Genomic DNA, 19639 nt, shown 5'->3' on the forward strand with positions numbered 1-19639 from the left:
GATATCCCTATCGCCCGCCAAGGCTTGGTCGACACGCGGACCCGCCCGGCCTGCCTCAGCGCCAACCGAAGAAATCGCCTGCCTCGGCCAGCACCGCGTCCGGTGATTCCTCGGCGAGGTAATGCGCGCCGGGTAGCGGCCCGCCCGTCACGTCGTCGGCCACCGCGCGCCACAGCGCCAGCACATCGAAGTTGCGGCCGACGGCCCCGCGCTCGCCCCACATCGCGCGCACCGGCATGCGCAGGCGCTCGCCGGCCGCGCGGCCCGCTTCGTCATGCGAAAGATCGATCGTGGCCGAGGCGCGGTAGTCCTCGCAGATGCCCGTGGCCCACCCGGGCTGACACGCGGCGCGCTCGTATTCCGCCATGGCCTCGTTGGAAAAGTGCGCCAGCCCGCCCGGCCGGCCGCCCATCACGGACCGCAGGTAGAAGATCGGGTCGTGTTCGATCATCGTTTCAGGCACGGGGGCCGGCTGGATCAGCCAGAACCAATGGAAATAGGCCTGCGCAAAGGCGCGCGTCGTGCCTTCGTACATATCCAGCGTGGGCGCGATGTCCAGCAGCATCATGCGGGCGACGGCCTCGGGATGGTCCAGCGCCAGCCGGTGCGCGACCCGCGCGCCGCGGTCATGGGCCAGGATCTCGAAGCGGTCGTGACCCAGCCCGCGCATCAACGCCACCATGTCCGCCGCCATGACCCGCTTGGAATGAGCGGCGTGATCGGCGCTGGCGGCGGGCTTGCCGCTGTCGCCATAGCCGCGCAGGTCCGCGGCCACGCAGGTGCGATGACGCGTCAGCTCGGGCCAGACGCGGTGCCAGATGGCGTGGGTCTGCGGATGCCCGTGCAAGAGCAGCAGGGGCGGACCCGAGCCGTCGATGCGGGCGGCGATCTCCACACCGTTGGCGGCAAAGCGCCGCACCGGCAGGTCGAAAAAGGCGGTCATCTGCGTCATCTCCTATCGTCGTGGCGCGGCTGCCGCGTCAGGCGGCGTCCAGCCGGTCGCGCACCTGGCGCGCCACGTCCTTCATCCACGGAAAGCGCGCCCAATGGCGGGCTTCGAAACGCGCGACCTCTGGCAACTGCTGCAGCGTCGCACCCACCATGTCCTGCCCCTGCGCGAACATGCTGCGATGACGCGCCGGCAGGTCAAAGCGGGCCTGCCAGCCATCGGCGGCGCGCACCTGGCCGGCCATCACGTCGATGCCGACGCGGTTGGATCCGGCCGCCGGGGTATTGGACACCTTCGAGAGCAGCGCGTCGACCTCGGCGGGTGGCAGCGTCACCAAGAGCAAGCCGTTGTTGAGCGCGTTGAAATAGAAGATCTCGCCAAAGCTGGACGCGATCACCGCCCGGATGCCGAACTGCTGCAAGCCCCAGACGGCGTGTTCACGGCTGGAGCCGCAGCCAAAGTTGGGGCCCGCCACCAGAATGCTGGCGCCCGCATAGGCCGGCTGATTCAGCACGCAGTCCGGCCGCGGCGCGCCCTGCGCGTCAAAGCGCAGGTCGTACAGCAGGCCCTTGTCCAGCCCGGCCTTGTCGATGATGCGCAGAAACTGCTTGGGCATGATCTGGTCGGTGTCCAGATTGGAATACGGCAACGGCGCGGCCACGCCTTCGATCATTGCAGTCATTTGGCGTCTCCCCATGCGCGCACGTCGACGATACGGCCGGCCAGTGCGGCGGCGGCGGCCATGGCGGGACTCATCAGGTGCGTGCGCCCTGCCCGCCCCTGGCGTCCCTCGAAATTCCGGTTGGTGGTGGATGCGCAGCGCTCGCCCGGGCGCAGCACGTCGTCGTTCATCGCCAGGCACATCGAACAGCCGGGCTGGCGCCATTCGAAGCCCGCCGCGATCAGGTCGGCCGCCAGCCCCTCGGCTTCGGCCTGGGCGCGCACGGCGCCGGACCCCGGCACCACCATCGCGCGCACCCCCGCGGCCACCTTCCTGCCGCGCACCAGACCCGCCACGACGCGCAGGTCCTCGATTCGGCCATTGGTACAGGAGCCGATGAACACCCGATCGATCGGCACCCCGGCAATCGGCTCGCCGGCGGCAAGGCCGATATAGTCCATCGCCTTCTCCAGCGCCAGCCGGGCCAGCGTGTCCGGCTCGTCGCGCGGATCCGGCACCGCGCCGTCGACGGCAATCGCCTGGTCCGGGCTCGTGCCCCACGTCACGAAGGGCGCAATGCGGCTCGCCTCGAACACGTGTTCCACATCGAAGTGCGCGCCGTCGTCCGAGCGCAGCGTGGCCCACCAGGCGCGCGCCTCGTCCAGCAACGCGCCGCGCAGCTGCGGCGCGTGCGCCGTGACGTAGGCGTCGGTGACGGCGTCCGGTGCGATCAGCGCGGCGCGCGCGCCGGCCTCGACCGTCATGTTGCACAGGGTCATGCGCGCTTCGGCGGACAGCGCGGCCACGGCCTCGCCGCAGAACTCCACGGCATGGCCGCGCGCGCCCTGCGCGCCGATGCGGTGCACGATGTAGATGACCAGATCCTTGGCCGACACATGCGCCGGCAGCGTGCCGTCGATGCGGATACGCATGTTGCGCGCCACGCGGTACACCAGCGTCTGCGTCGCCAGGATGTGCTCGACTTCGCTCGTGCCGATGCCAAAGCCCAGCGCGCCCAGCGCGCCATATGTGGTGGTGTGGCTGTCGCCGCACAGCACCACCATGCCGGGCAGGATCATGCCGTGTTCCGGCGCGATGACGTGCTCGATGCCCTGCAGCGGATCGGTGGTGTCAAAGAGCGCGATGCGCTGTTCGTCGCAATTGCGCTTCAGGTTCAGCGCCTGGCGCGACGAGGCATCATCGGCGATCACGCGCAGCGCGGACGGCACGGGATGCGTGGGGATGATGTGGTCCACCACCGCCATCTGCTGACCCGGCCGCAACACGCCCCGGCCGCGCGCGGCCAGGCCGCTGAAGGCTTGCGGGCTGGTGTACTCGTTCATGATGTGCAGGTCGACGTAGAGCAGCACGTGCTCGCCGTCGATCCGGGCCACCTCATGGCTGGCCACCAGTTTGTCGTATAGCGTCATGCCGGGCATGTCTGTACTTCCTTGCTTGAAGAATGCGCCCGCGGCGCGCGCGGGCGGGTAATGCGCGTTAAACCTTGAAAAGCGCTCAATTCGCCTCGATCCCGGCTTCCTTGACGATGCCGGACCAGCGCGTCATCTCCGCGGCCACCATCGCATCGGTCTTGTCCGGCGACGTGATCAGGGGTTCGAAGCCCTCTTTCTGCATGCGCTGCGTCAGCGCGGCCGATTTCAGCGCCTGGCCAAGCTTGGCGTTCAGCGTGTCGATGACCGGCTGCGGCGTCCCCGCCGGCGCGCTGATGACGAACCAGGTGTTGAATTCGTAGCCGGGCAGGCCGGACTCGGCGATGGTCGGCACGTCGGGCAGCAGCGGCGAGCGTGCCGTGCCCGTCACCCCGAGCGCGCGCAGCTTCTTGCCATCGACCTGCGGCTTGGCCGCGGACAGCACCGGAAAGCTCATCTGCACCTGTCCGCTGATCGTGTCCAGCATGGCGGGACCGCCGCCCTTGTACGGCACGTGCATGATCTGCGTCTTGGAAACGGACTTGAACAACTCGGCCGCCATGTGGAACGTGCTGCCGGTGCCGGCCGAGCCAAAGCTCAGGTCGTTGGCGGGACGGGCGCGCACATAGGCCAGCAGTTCGCTCACCGACTGCACGGGCAACGCATTGGTGACCGTCAGCACATGCTGCGACGTGCCCACCGTGCCCACGGAACGCAAGTCCTTCGCGGTATCGAACGGCATGGTCTTGAAGAGCGCCGGATTGATGGCCAGCGACATGGTGTTGATGCCCAGCGTGTAGCCGTTGGGCTCGGCGCGCGCCACGGCCGTCATGCCGATGTTGCCGGACGCGCCGGCGCGGTTCTCCACGATCACGCTCTGCCCCAGTTCCTTGGCCCACGCGTCGGAGATCAGGCGGGCCGCGATGTCCACGCTGCCGCCCGGCGCGAACGGCACGATCAGCGTCACCGCACGCTCGGGAAAGGCGTTGCTGGCGGCGGCGGAATGGGCCCAACAGGATGCGGCAAGGGCGGCGCACAATGCGCCGGCCAATCTGGCTGTCTTCATTTTTCGGGTCTCCTCGGTTGGCCGCGTGGATGCGGCTCTGTGTCGGTGAACCCAGTGTATAGACCCAGTCGGTTCTTATAATTCGGAGAAAAAATAAAGCTTTGTTAAATCGGATTTATAAATAGCCATGGATGCGCTCTCCGATCTCGCCTTTTTCTCGCTCGTGGTCAAGCACGGCAACCTGTCCGCCACCGCCCGCGAACTGGGGTTGACCCCGCCCGCGGTCAGCACGCGTCTGGCCAAGCTGGAGCAGCGCCTGGGAGTGCGCCTCTTGAACCGCACCACCCGCCGGGTCAGCGTGACGCAGGAAGGCGAGCTGTATCTTGCCGAGGGATCCCGCATCCTGGCCGACCTGCAGGCGCTGGAGCGATCGGTGTCCAGTGCGCGCGCCCAGCCCCAGGGGCTGCTGCGGCTGAACGCCACGTTCGGCTTCGGACGGGCCCACATCGTGCCGGCCGTCTCGGACTTTTGCCGGCAGTACCCCGATGTGGAAGTGCAGATGCGGCTGACCGACAGGCCGCTGAACCTGATCGAGGAAGGCTTTGACGTGGCGGTGCGGTTCGGCGACCTGCCCGATGCGCGGCTGACGGCACGCCGGATCGCGTCCAACCGGCGCCTGCTGTGCGCATCGCCCCGCTACCTGGAAACGCATGGCGAGCCGCGCACGCCCGGCGACCTGCAGCGCCACCGCTGCATCGTCGTGCGCGAGAACGACGTGGCCTACGGCACCTGGCGGCTGGAATCGGGCGCCCGCGCGGAAACCGTGAAGGTGCGCGGGCCGGTCAGCTCGAACGACGGCCAAAGCGCATTGGAATGGGCGCTGGACGGCCACGGCATCGTCATGCGCTCCGAATGGGAAACCGCGGCGCACCTGCGCGAAGGCCGGTTGCGCGAAGTCCTGACGGACTGGCGCACCCCGCCCGCCGACATCCACGCCCTCTATCCGGAACGGCTGAACCTGCCGGCCAAGACGCTGGCCTTCGTCGACTTCCTGTCGCGGCGCTTTGCGCGACGCGTGCGCGCGCCGGGCTCGGACGCCGCGGTGTGGTGAGCGCTCAGATCTCGTCGATGGGCGTGCGGGCCGCAGCGCCCGCGGGCGCGCTGTCCGCGTCGATGGCGTAGCGGTCGCGCGTGCGCACATAGAAGCTGGCGCCAAACCGCCCCACCGGAAAATAGTCCTGCAGCCGCACGCGCCACGTTTCCGTGTCGATCAGCCCGTCGCGCGCATGCAGCCAGCGGACCTGGCCGATGAAGATCTGGCGGCTGGCTGTCTCCAGGGTTTCAAAGAGCGTGCACTCGAACGCAACGGGGGCCTGCACGATCCGCGGCGGCGCCACGCGGTGGCTGGGCGCGGCGTCCAGGCCCGCATGCGCCAGTTCGCTGACATCGGACGGCAGGCGGTCGCCGCAGCGGTGCATCTTTTCCGCCATGGCCTCGTCGGTCAGGTGGACCACGAATTCCTTGTCCCGCGCGATGTTGACCGCCGTGTCCTTCAGGCCGCCGTCTTCCAGGCGGTTGATGCTGACCATCACGATGGGCGGGTCCTCGCCCAGCATGTTGAACATGCTGAACGGCGCGGCGTTGACCACGCCGGTCTCGGACAGCGTGGTGATCAGCGCGATCGGCCGGGGCACGATCAGGCTGGCCATCAGCTTGTAGCGCTGGTATTCGGTGATAGCGTCGAAGTCGATTTCCATATCAGGCCAGTCCCAGCATCTGGGCAAGGGTTTGCGCGGGCTGCGGGCGCTCCAGGCTGATGCGCCGCTCCAGGTCCGCAAGGTGGTTGTCGTTGATCCGCACGGCTTCGGCCACGTCGCCGCGCTCCAGCATGTCCACGATCAGCACGTGTTCGCCGTGTTCGCAGGCGGCATTGCCCGGCGGCTCGTACAGCGCCACGATGAGCGAACAGCGCGACACCAGCTCGGCCAGGTAGCCGTGCAGGATGGTGTTGCCGGACAGTTCGCCCAGGCGGACGTGAAAGGCGCTGGCCTGCCGCGCCCAGGCCGGTTGCCCGGCGCGATGCAGCAGCGCGTGCTCGTCGCGCAGCTGCCGGCGCAGCGAGGCGTAATCGGCGCGCGTCGCACGGGCCGCGGCCAGCGGCAGCAGCGCGGCTTCCAGCGCGCGGCGCGCCTGGAAGATCTGGCGGGTGTCTTCAGGCGTGGGTTCGGCCACCACCGCGCCGCGGTTGTGATGCAGGTCCACCACATGCTCGTGCGCCAGCCGCTGCAACGCCTTGCGGGCCACCGACCGCGACACGCCGAACAGTTCGCAGATCGCGGCTTCGGGCAGCTTGGTGCCGGGCGTGAGCCGCTGGCTCATCACGCTTTCGTAGACCGCTTCGCAGATGCGGCGCTCCATGTCGGCGTCGGGCAGGACGTCATCGTCCGCGGCGGGCTTGGCGGACTTGGACCGCGCGGTGGCGGAACTGTTGGGTTTGGCGGCGCTTTTGGTGGACATGCGGGACTCGGTTCAACAAGGGAAACACATCAAGGGGCGGGACAGCGCCTAGTCGATCACGCCCGGCGGCAGGCTGTCCACGTGCCGGCAGATCTCGCCCGGCGTGGTGAACCAGATCTCGCCCCGGTCGCGGGCGGCGGCCAGCGGCGCCAGCGCGCGCCGCAAATGACGCAGCCGGTACGGCTGGCCGACGATGTACGGATGCAGCGCGATGCCCATGACCAGCGGCTGGCGGACCGCCTGCGCGCGCATTTCCTCGAACTGGTCAAGGATCATATCGGCAAAATCGCGCGCGTCCATCTTGCGGCCCATGATCATCGGAATGTCATTGAGCTCCTGCGGATAAGGAATCGCCCACAGGTCGCCCGCGCGGGTGCGCATGCGCATCGGCTGGTCGTCATGGCACCAGTTCAGCGTGTACCGGTAGCCCGACTCGGCCAGCAGATCGGGCGTCGCGTGGCTCTCGGAGATCCAGGGCGACAGCCAGCCGGCCGGCTCGCTGCCCGCATGCCGCAGGATGCGGTCGCGGCAATGCGCAAGCAGCGCGCGTTCCTCCGCTTCGGGCAGCCCGCCCTGCCGGTGCGCGTTGCTGTACCCGTGGCCGATCAGCTCATCGCCGCGCGCGAGAAACGCATCCACCAGTTCCGGGCAGTGCTCGTACAGCGCGGTATTGATCAGCACGCCAGCCGGCAGGCGCAGTTCGTCGAACAGTTCCAGGCAGCGCCAGGCCCCCACGCGGTTGCCGTATTCGCGCCAGGCGTAGTTCAGGACGTCCGGATGCGGCGACGGCGGGCCCAGCTCGGCGCCCAGTCCCTCTCCGAAGGCGAAATGCTCGATGTTGAACCCCAGGTACACGGCCAGGCGCGCGCCATTGGGCCAGGAATAGTCGGCGCGGCCGGCGATGCCGCGATACGGAAAGCGGCCGTGGCAGGCCAGGGGTTGCGGCGTCCACGGCGACTGATCGTCGCGCCCCGGTTTAGTGCTTTGAAGCGAGGATGGATTCATTTTGGTGCAAATCCTGAAGCATGATTGTGAACAAAATCGCTGCGGTTTTGGCGACAAAATCCTGGCATCGGTGTGCACAAACCCCGTCTGCGCCGCCCGCGCCCTGCGGCGGCGGGGCGAAGTCGGCATGCGGCAGGCGGCGTGGAACAGGTGGCATGGATCTTGCATGAGGGAACGAAGCAGCACTTAACCCCATGCAAGATTCATTCCACTTTTTCAGGAGTGTCCCGATGACCCCGACCCGTCGTTCCTTCATGCGCCGCGCGACCGCCGCCGCCCTTTTCGCTGCGGGCCTGGCCACGCAGCCGGCGCTGGCCGCGGACCCGATCAAGATCGGCCTGATCACCGCGCTGTCCGGGGAGTCGGCGCGCGCGGGCGAAGCGCTCACGCGCGGCATGACGGTCGCCATCGACGAGATCAACGCGCGCGGCGGCCTTCTGGGCGGCCGCCAGGTCGTGCTGGTGCGCCGCGACGATGAAGGCAATCCCGCCAAGGGCATGGCCGCCGCGCGCGAGCTGATCTACAAGGAAAAGGTTGCCGTGCTGTTTGGCGGCCTGGACACGCCGGTCTCCATGGCCATCGTGCCCATCGTGAACCAGGAAAAAGTGCCGTTCATGGGCCCGTGGGCCGCCGGCACGGCCATCACGCAGAACAAGGGCAACCCCAACTTCGTGTTTCGCGTGTCCGCGATGGACGAGATCGTCGACAGCGCGATGGTGCAGTACGCGCAGAAGACGTTCCAGAGCGCCAAGCCCGGCATGATTCTGGTGAACAACCCGTGGGGCGAATCCAACGAAAAAGGCTTGAACGCCGCGCTGGCCGCGGCCAAGGTCACGCCCGCCGGCGTCGAGAAATTCCAGCCCAATGACCTGGACATCGTGCCACAACTGAGCCGCTTGAAGGCCGCGGGCGCCGACACCCTGTTCCTCGTGGGCAACGTGGGCCCGTCGGCGCAGGTGGTGAAGTCGCTGGACCGCATGGGCTGGAAGGTGCCGGTCGTCTCGCACTGGGGCCCTGCCGGCGGACGCTTCACCGAGCTGGCTGGTCCCAATGCCAAGAACGTGCACTTCGTGCAGACCTATAGCTTCTTCGGCAAGCAGGGACCGGTGGGCGACAAGGTGATGCAGGCGCTCAAGGCCAAGTATTCCGACATCAAGGGACCGCAGGACATCACGCCCGCCGTGGGCGTGGCCAACGCCTACGACGGCATGCAGCTGGCCGCTCTGGCCATCGCGCAGGCCGGTTCCACCGACGGCGACGCGGTGCGCCAGGGCTTCTACAAGATCGGCAAGTACGAAGGCCTGATCAAGACGTACGAGCAGCCCTTCACGCCGGCCACGCACGACGCGCTGCGCCAGGACGACTACGTCTGGACGCACTTCATCGACAACCGCATCCTGCCCGTCAAGGGCACGCAGTAACGCGGCCGGACCACGCGGGAGACGCGCATGTTGTTGATGTCCGCCATCGTCAGCGGCCTGGGCCTGGGAAGCATGTACGGCCTGATGGCCCTGGGCTTTTACCTGACCTACGCCGTGTCCGGCACGGTGAATTTCGCCCAGGGCAGCTCCATGATGCTGGGCGCCGTGCTGACCTACACGTTCGCCCAGACGCTGGGCTGGCCGCTGGCCATCGCGCTGGTGTTCGCGCTGGCGCTGTGCGCGCTCTACGGGCTGGTCGTGGAACGGCTGGCGGTCAGGCCGTTTGCCAGCCGCGGTTCGAACGCGTGGCTCATGTCCACGGTGGCGCTGGGCATCGTGCTGGACAACGTGGTCATGTTCACGTTCGGCAAGGAGCCACGCAGCCTGCCGTCGCCGCTGGCGCAAGCGCCGCTTGAAATCGGCGGACTGGGGCTGGGCATCTACCCGCTGCAACTGCTGATTCCGGTGGTCGGACTGGCGCTGGCGGCGGCGCTGCACACTTTGTCGCGCCGCACCCGCTGGGGCGTGGCGCTGCTTGCCGTGGTGCAGAACCCGAACGCCGCGCGGCTCATGGGCATCCCCGTGCGCCACGCCATCATGGCGGCCTTCGCGGTGTCCACGCTGTTTGCGGGCGTGGCCGGCGCGCTGGTCGCGCCGCTCTTTAACGTGACGGCGGACATGGGCACGCTTTTCGGGTTGAAGGCCTACGTGGTCGCCATCCTGGGCGGCATCACCAGCGCATGGGGCGTGATGATCGCGGGCCTCCTGTTCGGCGTGGTCGAAGCGCTGATCACCGTGGCGCTGGGGTCGGGGTACACGCAGATCATCAGCTTCACGCTGGTGATCGTCATGCTGGCCGTGCTGCCCAATGGCCTGTTCGGGCGCGCCGATGTGAGGAAGGTCTGATGATCACGCAATCCGCAATGCGCTGGCTGCCGCCGGCGCTGTACGCCCTGCTGGCCGCGGTGGCCCTGATGCTGGCGGCCACCGTCAACGGCTACTACGTCTTCGTGCTGGGCAACGTGGCGCTGCTGGCGCTGGCCGGCATCGGCCTGAACGTGCTGCTGGGCCTGACCGGCCAGATGTCGTTCGGCCACGCGGGCTTTTATGCCATCGGCGCCTACACGGTCGCCATCCTGACCGGCCAGGCCGGGTGGAGCTTCTGGCTGGCGTGGCCGGCCGCCGCGCTGGTGTGCGCCGCGTTCGGCCTGCTGCTCGCGGTGCCGGCGCTGCGCGTGAAAGGCCCCTACCTGGCGATGATCACGATTGCCTTCGGCTTCATCGTGGAGCACGCGCTGATCGAGGGCGGCGCCCTCACCGGCGGCCAGAACGGCCTGATGGGCATCGTGCAGCCCGCCATCGGCAGCCTGGGCGGCGACCGCGGCGTGGCCATGCTGGCCATCGTGGCGGTGTTTGCCGCGCTGATCGGCTACGCGCTGCTGTCGCGCGGCACATGGGGCGCGGCCATGCGCGCGGTCAAGGACAGCGAGACGGCCAGCGAATCGATCGGCATCAATCCGCTGGCGGTCAAGGCGGTGGCCTTCATGGTGTCGGCCGCCGTGGTCGGGCTGGCCGGCGGCCTGTATGCGCCGCTGACCGGCATGATCACGCCGCACAACTTCAACTTCATGCAGTCCATCCTGTTCGTGCTGGCGGTGACGATCGGCGGCGCGGGCTCGCTGGCCGGACCGCTACTTGGCGCGGTGGTGGTGGGCCTGCTGCCGGAAATGCTGTCCAGCCTGGAGGAATACCGCCTGCTGTTCTTCGGCGCCTTCCTGCTGGTGGTGCTGTGGGCCGCACCCGAAGGCGCCGCCGGACTGCTGGCGCGCTGGCGCCGGCGCGCGCAGACGCAGGGTCTGGCGCCCCGCCACGGCGCCATGCCCACGTCCGCGCGGTTGCGCCGCACGCTGCATGCCGACGCGCTCACCATGACCTTCGGCGGCGTGCGCGCCGTGCAGGCGGTGTCCTTCACCGTGCCGCCCGGCGCCGTGACCGCGCTGATCGGCCCCAACGGCGCGGGCAAGTCCACCGTCATCAACATGCTGAGCGGCTACTACCAGCCGACCAGCGGCAACGTGAAGCTGGGCGATGCGCCACTGGCCGCGCTGGCGGCCCACCGCGTGGCGCGCAGCGGCATTGCCCGCACCTACCAGACCTCGCAGCTCTTCGACACGTTGAGCGTCGAGGACAACGTCGCGCTGGGCATGCTGCGCGGCCGCCTGGGCGGGCTGCTGGCCTCGCACCGGTACCTGGCGGCCGACGTGCGCGAACGCGCGCGCGCCCTGCTCGCGTTCTGCGGCTACGAAGGCGCGCTGGACATCGCCGCGGCCGACCTGCCGCACGTGGACCGGCGGCTGGTGGAAATTGCGCGGGCGCTGGCCACCGACGCCGACGTGCTGCTGATGGACGAGCCCGCGGCGGGCCTCTCGCGCGAGGACAAGACGCGGCTGGCCGGACTGCTGCGGCGCATCGCCGACGCTGGCGCGGGCGTGCTGCTGGTCGAGCACGACATGACACTGGTGATGGGCGTGTCCGATCACATCGTGGCGATCGACGCCGGGCGCGAACTGGCGCAGGGCAGCGTCGCCGAGATCCAGCAATCCCCCGAGGTGCGGCAAGCCTACCTGGGCGACGAGGCCGCGCGCCGTGCGCCGGCCGCGCGGCACAGGTCGGCCGGCGAGGCGCTGCCGCCCGAGGTGCTGGGCGTGGGCAACCTGACAACCGGCCACGGCGCCAACCCCGTGCTGCACGGCATCGATCTGCAGGTCAGGCAGGGCGAGATGGTGGCGCTGTTGGGCGCGAACGGCGCGGGCAAATCCACGCTGATGCGCACGCTGGCCGGGCTGCACCGGCCGGCGCAGGGCGGCATGCACCTGCAGGGCCAGGAACTGCACGGCCTGGCCGCGGACCGCATCGTCGCGCGCGGCCTGGTGCTGGTGCCCGAAGGCCGCCAGGTGTTTCCGGGGCTGAGCGTGCTGGACAACATCCGGCTGGGCGCCTTCCTGCATCCGGAGGACCGCGAGGCGCGCGTCGAGGAAATGCTGACGCGCTTTCCGCGCCTGCGCGAACGGCTGCACCAGCGCGCGGGGCTGCTTTCCGGCGGCGAGCAGCAGATGCTCGCGATTGCGCGCGGCCTGATGGCCAAGCCCGTGATCCTGCTGCTGGACGAGCCGTCGCTGGGCCTGGCGCCCAAGATCATCGACGAGCTGTTCGAGGCGCTGGACCGGCTGCGCAAGGAATCGATGACGATCCTGCTGGTGGATCAGATGGCCGCGCTGGCGCTGTCGCTGGCCGACCGCGCGTACGTGCTGGAATCCGGCCGGGTTGCGGCGCACGGCGCTGCGGCCGACATCGCGCAGGACGGCGCGCTGGCCCGCGCGTACCTCGGCGCCTGACCGGCGGGGCGGCGGCAAGGCGGCTGCCCCGCCGGCCGCCGTCTCCCCGTCACGCCGCGTCCGGATCCAGCCGCGCCCCCGCGCGCACAATGCCGCAACGCTTGTGCGCGCGCATCACCACGCCCACCTCGCTGTTCAGCACCCCGTCCAGTTCGCCCAGCCGGCGCGTCACCACGTCCCACAGATGCAGGCTGTCGCGGCACAGCACGTGCCAGAAGAGCTGCGAGGCGCCGCTGGTGCCGAACAGGCAGCGCGTGTTGGGGTCCAGCGCCAGATGCGCGGCCAGCGCGTCGACCGCCTGCGGCCGCACCTGCACGGAAATCACCGCCTCTACCGGAAAGCCCACCAGCGCCGGCTCGACTTCGACGCGAAAGCTCAGCGCGCGGCGCTCCACCAGGTTCTGCAGCAGGCGATGCGCGGTCGGTTCGCTGACGCCGGAGCGCTCGGCCAATTCGGCCAGGCTGGCGCGCCCGTCGCGCATCAGGTGCGTCACCATGCGCTGCTCGGGATCCGTCAACGCCGCGGGCGGCGACAGCCGCGGCGCGTCCGCATCGCCGCCGGCCTGCGGCTGGATGCGCCACTGGCCCGCGCGCCGGAATGGCCGCAGCACCAGCCGCGCCTCCACGTGCTCGACGCCATCGATGGACGGCAGCACGCGGGTCACCACATCCGGCATGTCGGCCGCGTCGGCAAGCGTCAGCTCGGCCATCAGGTCGGCCGATCCGGCCAGCGTCACGACGAGCTGACTGATGTCCAGCCGCGCCAGATGCTCGGCCACGTCCGGCACGCGGCCCGATCGGCAGCGCACCCACGCGTGCAGCACCACGCCACGGCCGGTGGCCAGCGGATCCGGCTCCGCGATGACGCGCAGCGCGTCCGCGTCCATCAGGCGCTTGACGCGCCGCGCCACGGTTCGCTCTGCGATGCCGGTTGCCGCGCCCAGCTCCCGCCAGGAGGCACGAGGTTGCGCCTGCAGCGCGACGAGGCACGCGAGATCCGTCTCGTCCAACGCGCCGATTAGGGAATTACCCTTACTTGACGTGACCATATTCATTAATCTAACGTTCGCGCATTGATAAAAACACAAATTTTATTGGTCTATTTGACCAAAAAACAAAACCCACTTTGAGGACGTCATGAGCAGCACATCCGCAACCTTGCGTCAGGCGCAAGGGGCAAGCGCCCCGCCCGTATCGCGCGGCCGCACGATTCTGGCCGGTAGTGTAGGCAATGCGGTGGAATGGTTCGATTGGACCATCTACGCGTCGTTCGCCATCTTCTTTTCCAGCCAGTTCTTTCCGCCGGGCAACGAAACCACCGCCCTGCTCGCGACGTTCGGCATCTTTGCGGTGGGCTTTTTCATGCGTCCCGTCGGCGGCTGGGTGCTGGGCATCTTCTCGGACCGCTATGGCCGCAAGGCCGCGCTGGGCCTGACGATCCTCATGATGGCGGGCGGCTCGCTCATCATCGCCATCACGCCCACCTACGCCACCATCGGCATTGCCGCCCCCCTGCTGCTGACCGCCGCGCGCCTGCTGCAAGGCCTGTCGCTGGGCGGAGAGTATGCCTCGGCCACGACCTTTCTGGCGGAAATGGCGCCGCCCAACAAGCGCGGCTTCTACTCCAGCTTCGTGTTCTTCAGCGCCGCGGTCGGCATCCTGGCCGCCTCGGCCGTGGGCTGGATCCTCACCACCGTTCTCACCAAGGCCGACATGGCCGAGTGGGGCTGGCGCATCCCGTTCATGCTGGGCGCGCTGGGCGGCCTGGCCGGCATGTGGATCCGCCGCGCCATCCCGGAAACCGAAGCGTTCTCGCACGCCAAGAAGGCCGGCGTTGAAAAGCAGCCGCTGCGCACGCTGCTGCGCGACCACCCGCGCGAAGTGCTGCGCATCGTCGGCTTCTCGGTCCTGACCACGTTTGCGTTCTACATCTTCGTGGCCTACGTGCCCACCTACGCCATCCGCCAGGTCGGCGCCGACCCCAAGACCGCGTTCGCGGCCAACACCGTCGCGCTGATCGTGTTCATGCTGGTGCAGCCGCTGTTCGGCATGCTGTCCGACCGCATCGGCCGCAAGCCGCAGCTCATCTTCTTTGCCGCAGGCTACCTGATCTTCTTCTACCCGGTCATGACCACGCTCGGGCCGTCGTTCGGTTCGATCCTGGCGGTCGAGCTGTTCGGGCTGGTGCTCTACGCCATGTACACCGCGATTGCGCCCGCCATCATGTCAGAACAGTTTCCCACCAGCGTGCGCGCCGTCGGCATCGGCACGCCGTACAACCTGGTCGTCGCGCTGCTGGGCGGCACCACGCCCTACCTGCTGACCTGGCTGCAAAGCAAGGGCATGGAGCGCTGGTTCTTCTATTACGTGCTGGCTGGCGCCGTGATCACGCTGATCACCTTCATCCGCATGCCCGAGACGAAGGGCCAGGTCCTGAAATAGGCCGTCCTCTTCTCGCGCCCTTCCCACACATCGCTTTCCGGTCCCGCCGCGGACCGGAAGGCTTTTTCCTTTTCGATGAGACTTATGCCCGCCCAAGACATCGACCTGCATTTCCAGGATGCGCGCCAGCTTGCCCGCGCCATCCGCGAGCGCAAGCTGCGTTCGCGCGACCTCACCCTGCATTTCCTTGACCGGATCGAACGCGGCGCGGCGCTGGCGGCCTACAGCGTGGTCACGGCCGAGCGCGCGCTGGCGCAGGCCGACGCGGCGGACCGGCTGCTGGACGCCGGCATTTGTGCTGGCCCCCTGCATGGCGTGCCCGTCGCGGTCAAGGACAGCGTGCAGTGGGAAGGCACCGTCGTCAGCGGGGGCTCTCAGGCGCGCGCCGGCGTCGTCAGCACCGAGACCGCCGCCGCGGCTCGCGGACTGGCGGCAGCGGGCATGGTGATCCTGGGCAAGACGCGCATGACGGAATTCGCGTTCGGGCTGTCGGGACAGAACCCCACGCAGGGCACCGCCCGCAATCCGTGGGACGCCACCGTCGCGCGCGCGCCCGGCGGTTCGTCCAGCGGCGCGGGTGTGGCTGTGGCCGCGGGCCTGGCCCCGATCGCACTGGGCGGCGACACGGGCGGCTCCGTGCGCGCGCCGGCGGCGCTGAACGGCGTCGTCGGCTACAAGCCGTCTTCGGGCCTCATCAGCCGGGCCGGCTGCCTGCCGCTGTCGGAAACGCTGGACGTGCTGGGCCCGATTGCGCGCACCGTCGCCGACGCGCGTCTGCTTACGCAACTGCTGGCCACGCCGGACGTCGATGACGGCGCCACGCTTGCGCTGCCTGCCACCTGCTTCACCAGCCTGCGGCACAGCGCCCCCCGCAAGCCCGGCGCCGTCGCCGTGCTGGCGCCGCAGTCCTGGCCCGCCCCGCTCACCGACGAGGCGCTGCAAGCCTGGCACTCGGCGCAGCAACGCCTGGCGCAGGCCGGCTATACGCCCACCGCCTGGCATCCGCCCGCGTCGCTGTCCTTTGCCCGCATGGCCGACGACAACTCGCTGGTGCTGGCCTACGAGGCCTATCGGCATTTCGGCGCGCTGGCCGAAGACCTGTCGCAACCGTTGTGGGACGTGGTGCGCGCGCGCATCGCCGCTGGCGGCCGGATCACACAGGCCAGCTACGAGGCCGCGCTGTCGCGCCGCCAGGCCGACATGGCGGCCTTCGGGCAGGCCGTGCAGGGCATCGACGCCTTGCTCATGCCCGCCATCGACCAGGCCGCGCAGGCGCTGGACGCGCAGGACACGCGCCACGCCGGCCTGGGCAAGCTGCTGCGCCCGGCCAACTTCCTGGGTGCGGCGGCGATCGCGCTGCCGTCAGGGCTGGACGCGCAGGGCTTGCCGAGCGCCGTGCAATTGCTGGCGCCCGCGGGCGCCGATGCCGCGCTGCTCGATTGCGCGGCGGCGCTGGAAGCGGTGCTGTCGCCCGTGCCGCGGCATCCGGACCTGTCGGCCTGGAGACTCTGAAAAAGAAAAAGCGCCCGATCGGATCGGGCGCTTTTTTCAACCGGGGTAGCGGTTGGCGTCAGGCGGACTTCTTCAGTTCCTGGACCTTGTCCGTGGCTTCCCACGAGAACTCGGGCTCGGAGCGGCCGAAGTGGCCGTAGGCGGCGGTCTTGGTGTAGATCGGGCGCAGCAGGTCCAGCATGTTCACGATGCCCTTCGGACGCAGGTCGAAGTGCTCGCGCACCAGCTTGGCGATCTGGTCGTCGGGGATGACGCCCGTGCCTTCCGTGTAGACGGTGATGTTGATGGGTTCGGCCACGCCGATGGCGTAGCTGACCTGCACCTGGCACTGGCGCGCCAGACCGGCGGCCACGATGTTCTTGGCCACGTAGCGGGCGGCGTAGGCGGCCGAACGGTCGACCTTGGACGGATCCTTGCCCGAGAACGCGCCGCCGCCGTGCGGGCAAGCGCCGCCGTACGTGTCGACGATGATCTTGCGGCCGGTCAAGCCGCAATCGCCTTGCGGGCCGCCAATGACGAAGCGGCCGGTCGGGTTGACCAGGAACTTGGTCTTGGGCGTGATCAGGCCTTCGGGGAAGCTGGGCTTGATGATGTCTTCGATGACCGCTTCGCGGATGGTCTCTTGCGAGACTTCCGGCGCATGCTGGGTCGACAGCACGACGGTGTCGACTTCGGCGGGACGGCCGTCGACGTAGCGGAACGTGACCTGCGACTTGGCGTCCGGGCGCAGCCAGCCAAGGCGGCCGTCCTTGCGCAGTTCGCTCTGGCGCTGCACCAGGCGGTGCGCGTACCAGATCGGGGCGGGCATCAGGTCGGGGGTTTCGTCGCAGGCGTAGCCGAACATCAGGCCTTGGTCGCCCGCGCCCTGGTTCAGGTAGTCTTCCGAGCTGCGGTCCACGCCCTGCGCGATGTCGGGCGACTGCTTGTCGTAGGCGACCAGCACCGCGCAACCCTTGTAGTCGATGCCGTACTCGGTGTTGTCATAGCCGATGCGGCGGATCGTGTCGCGCGCGACCTGGATGTAGTCGACGTTGGCGGTGGTGGTGATTTCGCCAGCCAGCACGACCAGGCCGGTGTTGCACAGCGTTTCGGCTGCGACACGCGCGTTCGGGTCTTGCGTGAAGATGGCGTCGAGGATCGAATCGGAGATCTGATCGGCAACCTTGTCGGGGTGCCCTTCGGAGACGGATTCGGAAGTAAAGAGAAAATCGTTGTTGGCCACAGATGCGTCCTTAGTGTCCGGTCTTGCCGGCGCATAGGTTCTCGAGGCGCGTTGCACCCCGGTCTGCATGACAATGCCAACTGGGCGCGACGCTTTAGCGGATTTGGCACGGGCCGCGCTAAGCGCTTTGCCCTTGCCGTCGCCCCGCAAGTTGTCGGTTAACTCGGCGACTGGGCGCATTTTAAGCGAAAATGCCGTTCTTATGCTTGCGGCCGGGGTGTATCCATATGCCTCGATCAGCGGTATTACCCTGCCCGATTTCAACCTTTTGAAGCATGTTGCTGCCCCTGTTCCGACTTTTTGCCGCCCTGCCGCTCCCCGTCGCGCATGCGATCGGGCGGTTCGCGGGACGCGCCATCTACGCCTTGCCGGGCAAATACCGGCGGCGCCTGCAGGCCAATGCGGCGCAGGCCGGCTACCCCGGCGCGGCGTTTGCGCGGCGCGCGGCGGCCGAAGCCGGCGCGATGATCCTGGAAAATCCCCGCGTCTGGTTCCGCAACCAGGAAAGCCTGGCGCAGGTGGTCTCGGACGATGACGACGTTGTCGCCGCCGCCCGCGCCGAAAACCGGGGCATTCTCTTTCTGACCCCGCACCTGGGCTGCTTCGAGATCACCGCCCGCTATCTGGCCCGCCAGATGCCCATGACGGTGATGTTCCGCCCCCCGCGCAAGCAAGCGCTGGCGCCGCTGCTGGAAACGGCGCGCAACAGTTCGGCCGTCAACGCGGTGCCCGCCAACATGCAGGGCGTGCGCGAATTCGTGCGCGCGTTGCGCCGCGGCGAGTCCGTCGGCATGCTGCCCGATCAGGCGCCCAGCGTGGGCGACGGCGTGTGGGTGCCCTTCTTCGGACGCCTGGCCTACACCATGACACTGCCCGGCAAGCTCGCGTCGCAGACCAACGTCCCCATCATCCTCACCGCCGGCGAACGCCTGCCCAAGGGCCGCGGCTGGCGCATCCACTACGTCCGGGTGCCCGAGCCGCTGCCGGCCGAGCCCGAGGCCCAGGCCGCGCTCATCAACGCCGCAATGGAAACGCTGATCCGCCGCTGCCCCGACCAGTACCTCTGGAGCTACAACCGCTACAAGACCCCGCGCGGCGCCACGCCGGCGCCCGGCGCCGAACCGCCGCCCCCGGCCGCCTGAGCCTTTCCGCCGATCCCGCCGCCCGGTCTCATTCCGCATCCATGAACGATAAAAAAACGCGCACGCTGGTCTCCCTGCTGAAATGGTTCGGCCGTATCAAGCCGTCGACGCGCCTGCGCATCGGCGCCGTGCTGGGCTGGCTGGCGCCCCGGCTGGCCAAGTCGCGCGCCCGCATCGTGCGCCGCAACCTGGAACTGTGCTTTCCCGACCAGCCCGAGGCCGTGCGCGAACAATGGGTGGCCGACCACTTCCGCGCGCTGGCGCAGTCCATCGTCGACCGCGGCGTGCTCTGGTACGGCACGCCCGACGCCATCAAGGACATGGTCACGCAGACGGGCGCCGACCGCATCAACGCGCTGACCGCCGAAGGCCGCGCCGTCATCCTGCTGGCGCCGCACTTCATTGCGCTGGACGCGGCCGCCACCCGCCTAACCATGGAAGTGCCCAGCGCGGCCACCATGTATACGCCCCAAAGCGATCCGCACATCGACGCCGTCGTGGCCGCCGGGCGGGCGCGCTTCAATGAAGTGTTCCTCGTCAGCCGCAAGGACGGCGTGCGCGACCTGATCCGGCATCTGCGCGCGCCCCGCCCCGTCTACTACCTGCCCGACATGGACTTCGGCCGGCAGGGTTCGGTCTTCGTGCCGTTCTTCGGCGTGCCCGCCGCCACGCTGCTCGCCACGGCCCAACTTGCCCAGAAATGGAACGCCGCGGTCCTGCCGATCGTGGGATTCTGGAATCCGGACACCGGCAAGTACCACGTCGACGTGCTGCCGCCGCTTGAAGACTTCCCCGGCAGCGACAGCCTGGAAGCGGCCACTGCCCGCCTGAACCGCGACCTCGAAAGCTGGGTGCGCCGCTGCCCCAGCCAGTATTACTGGGTCCACCGCCGCTTCAAGACGCGCCCCGAAGGCGAGCCCAAGCTGTACTGACCGCCG

At 68.7% G+C, this 19639-nt stretch carries 17 protein-coding genes; 8 read left to right on the forward strand and 9 right to left on the reverse strand.

Going from position 1 to position 19639, the window contains the following annotated elements; genetic code table 11:
* Nucleotides 1-55: 55 nt before the first annotated feature.
* The 4 genes from LN047_RS27470 to LN047_RS27485 form a co-directional block, all read right to left on the reverse strand.
* Nucleotides 56-943 carry an alpha/beta fold hydrolase gene (locus tag LN047_RS27470; protein WP_373980757.1) on the reverse strand — a complete coding sequence of 296 codons (888 nt, stop codon included), beginning with the start codon at nucleotides 941-943 and terminating at the stop codon, nucleotides 56-58.
* 37 nt (nucleotides 944-980) lie between these two features.
* Complete coding sequence (gene leuD, locus LN047_RS27475; protein WP_063953737.1) at nucleotides 981-1631, reverse strand: 3-isopropylmalate dehydratase small subunit; 651 nt, start codon at nucleotides 1629-1631, stop codon at nucleotides 981-983.
* Nucleotides 1628-3049 (reverse strand): 3-isopropylmalate dehydratase large subunit, encoded by a 1422-nt coding sequence (gene leuC / locus LN047_RS27480; protein ID WP_373980758.1) that lies wholly within the window; start codon nucleotides 3047-3049, stop codon nucleotides 1628-1630. Before leuC ends, leuD begins: the two co-directional genes overlap by 4 nt.
* 76 nt (nucleotides 3050-3125) lie before the next feature.
* Nucleotides 3126-4106 carry a tripartite tricarboxylate transporter substrate binding protein gene (locus LN047_RS27485; RefSeq protein ID WP_056327290.1) on the reverse strand — a complete coding sequence of 327 codons (981 nt, stop codon included), beginning with the start codon at nucleotides 4104-4106 and terminating at the stop codon, nucleotides 3126-3128.
* A 127-nt stretch (nucleotides 4107-4233) separates the two neighbouring features.
* On the opposite strand from LN047_RS27485, the gene LN047_RS27490 reads away from it, so the two are divergent.
* Complete coding sequence (locus LN047_RS27490) at nucleotides 4234-5157, forward strand: LysR family transcriptional regulator (protein ID WP_056327288.1); 924 nt, start codon at nucleotides 4234-4236, stop codon at nucleotides 5155-5157.
* Between the two features lie 4 nt (nucleotides 5158-5161).
* Here the strand turns inward: LN047_RS27490 and LN047_RS27495 are convergent, their stop codons facing one another.
* Genes LN047_RS27495 through LN047_RS27505 form a run of 3 tightly spaced genes read right to left on the reverse strand, consistent with a single transcriptional unit; the run spans nucleotide 5162 to nucleotide 7568 of the window.
* Entirely contained in the window at nucleotides 5162-5803 is a 642-nt protein-coding gene (locus tag LN047_RS27495; protein WP_063953734.1) for a flavin reductase family protein, read from the reverse strand.
* 1 nt (nucleotide 5804) lies between these two features.
* Nucleotides 5805-6563: a GntR family transcriptional regulator gene (locus LN047_RS27500; protein ID WP_056327284.1), complete on the reverse strand. Its 759-nt coding sequence runs from the start codon at nucleotides 6561-6563 to the stop codon at nucleotides 5805-5807.
* A gap of 48 nt (nucleotides 6564-6611) precedes the next feature.
* Nucleotides 6612-7568, reverse strand: a complete 957-nt coding sequence (locus tag LN047_RS27505; RefSeq protein WP_179690592.1) for a polysaccharide deacetylase family protein — start codon at nucleotides 7566-7568, stop codon at nucleotides 6612-6614.
* A gap of 230 nt (nucleotides 7569-7798) precedes the next feature.
* On the opposite strand from LN047_RS27505, the gene LN047_RS27510 reads away from it, so the two are divergent.
* Genes LN047_RS27510 through LN047_RS27520 form a run of 3 tightly spaced genes read left to right on the forward strand, consistent with a single transcriptional unit; the run spans nucleotide 7799 to nucleotide 12384 of the window.
* The gene (locus tag LN047_RS27510) at nucleotides 7799-8989 is read left to right on the forward strand and encodes an ABC transporter substrate-binding protein (RefSeq protein WP_373980759.1); all 1191 of its coding nucleotides are present in this window, start codon (nucleotides 7799-7801) and stop codon (nucleotides 8987-8989) included.
* A gap of 27 nt (nucleotides 8990-9016) precedes the next feature.
* Complete coding sequence (locus tag LN047_RS27515; protein ID WP_056327280.1) at nucleotides 9017-9895, forward strand: branched-chain amino acid ABC transporter permease; 879 nt, start codon at nucleotides 9017-9019, stop codon at nucleotides 9893-9895.
* On the forward strand, nucleotides 9895-12384 hold the full coding sequence (locus LN047_RS27520) for an ATP-binding cassette domain-containing protein (protein ID WP_373980760.1): 2490 nt from the start codon (nucleotides 9895-9897) through the stop codon (nucleotides 12382-12384). Before LN047_RS27515 ends, LN047_RS27520 begins: the two co-directional genes overlap by 1 nt.
* A gap of 49 nt (nucleotides 12385-12433) precedes the next feature.
* On the opposite strand, the gene LN047_RS27525 is transcribed toward LN047_RS27520, so the two are convergent.
* Nucleotides 12434-13438, reverse strand: coding sequence for an Lrp/AsnC family transcriptional regulator (locus tag LN047_RS27525; protein WP_062838880.1), 1005 nt, complete (start codon nucleotides 13436-13438; stop codon nucleotides 12434-12436).
* Nucleotides 13439-13520: 82 nt separating this feature from the next.
* Between LN047_RS27525 and LN047_RS27530 the strand changes: the two genes are divergently transcribed.
* Nucleotides 13521-14825, forward strand: coding sequence for an MFS transporter (locus tag LN047_RS27530; RefSeq protein ID WP_142052337.1), 1305 nt, complete (start codon nucleotides 13521-13523; stop codon nucleotides 14823-14825).
* A gap of 84 nt (nucleotides 14826-14909) precedes the next feature.
* A complete protein-coding gene (locus tag LN047_RS27535) occupies nucleotides 14910-16337 on the forward strand; it encodes an amidase (protein ID WP_373980761.1) in 1428 nt (475 codons plus the stop codon).
* A gap of 58 nt (nucleotides 16338-16395) precedes the next feature.
* Here LN047_RS27535 and metK read toward each other — a convergent pair whose 3' ends face one another.
* Nucleotides 16396-17559, reverse strand: coding sequence for a methionine adenosyltransferase (gene metK / locus LN047_RS27540; RefSeq protein ID WP_056327270.1), 1164 nt, complete (start codon nucleotides 17557-17559; stop codon nucleotides 16396-16398).
* Nucleotides 17560-17834: 275 nt separating this feature from the next.
* Between metK and LN047_RS27545 the strand changes: the two genes are divergently transcribed.
* Both LN047_RS27545 and LN047_RS27550 read left to right on the forward strand, forming a co-directional pair.
* Nucleotides 17835-18701 carry a lysophospholipid acyltransferase family protein gene (locus LN047_RS27545; RefSeq protein WP_062838878.1) on the forward strand — a complete coding sequence of 289 codons (867 nt, stop codon included), beginning with the start codon at nucleotides 17835-17837 and terminating at the stop codon, nucleotides 18699-18701.
* Nucleotides 18702-18742: 41 nt separating this feature from the next.
* Entirely contained in the window at nucleotides 18743-19633 is an 891-nt protein-coding gene (locus LN047_RS27550) for a lysophospholipid acyltransferase family protein (protein ID WP_056327266.1), read from the forward strand.
* Nucleotides 19634-19639: the final 6 nt, after the last annotated feature.

This window comes from Achromobacter sp. JD417 (genome assembly GCF_041879325.1).
GTDB classification, from domain to species: domain Bacteria; phylum Pseudomonadota; class Gammaproteobacteria; order Burkholderiales; family Burkholderiaceae_B; genus Achromobacter; species Achromobacter mucicolens.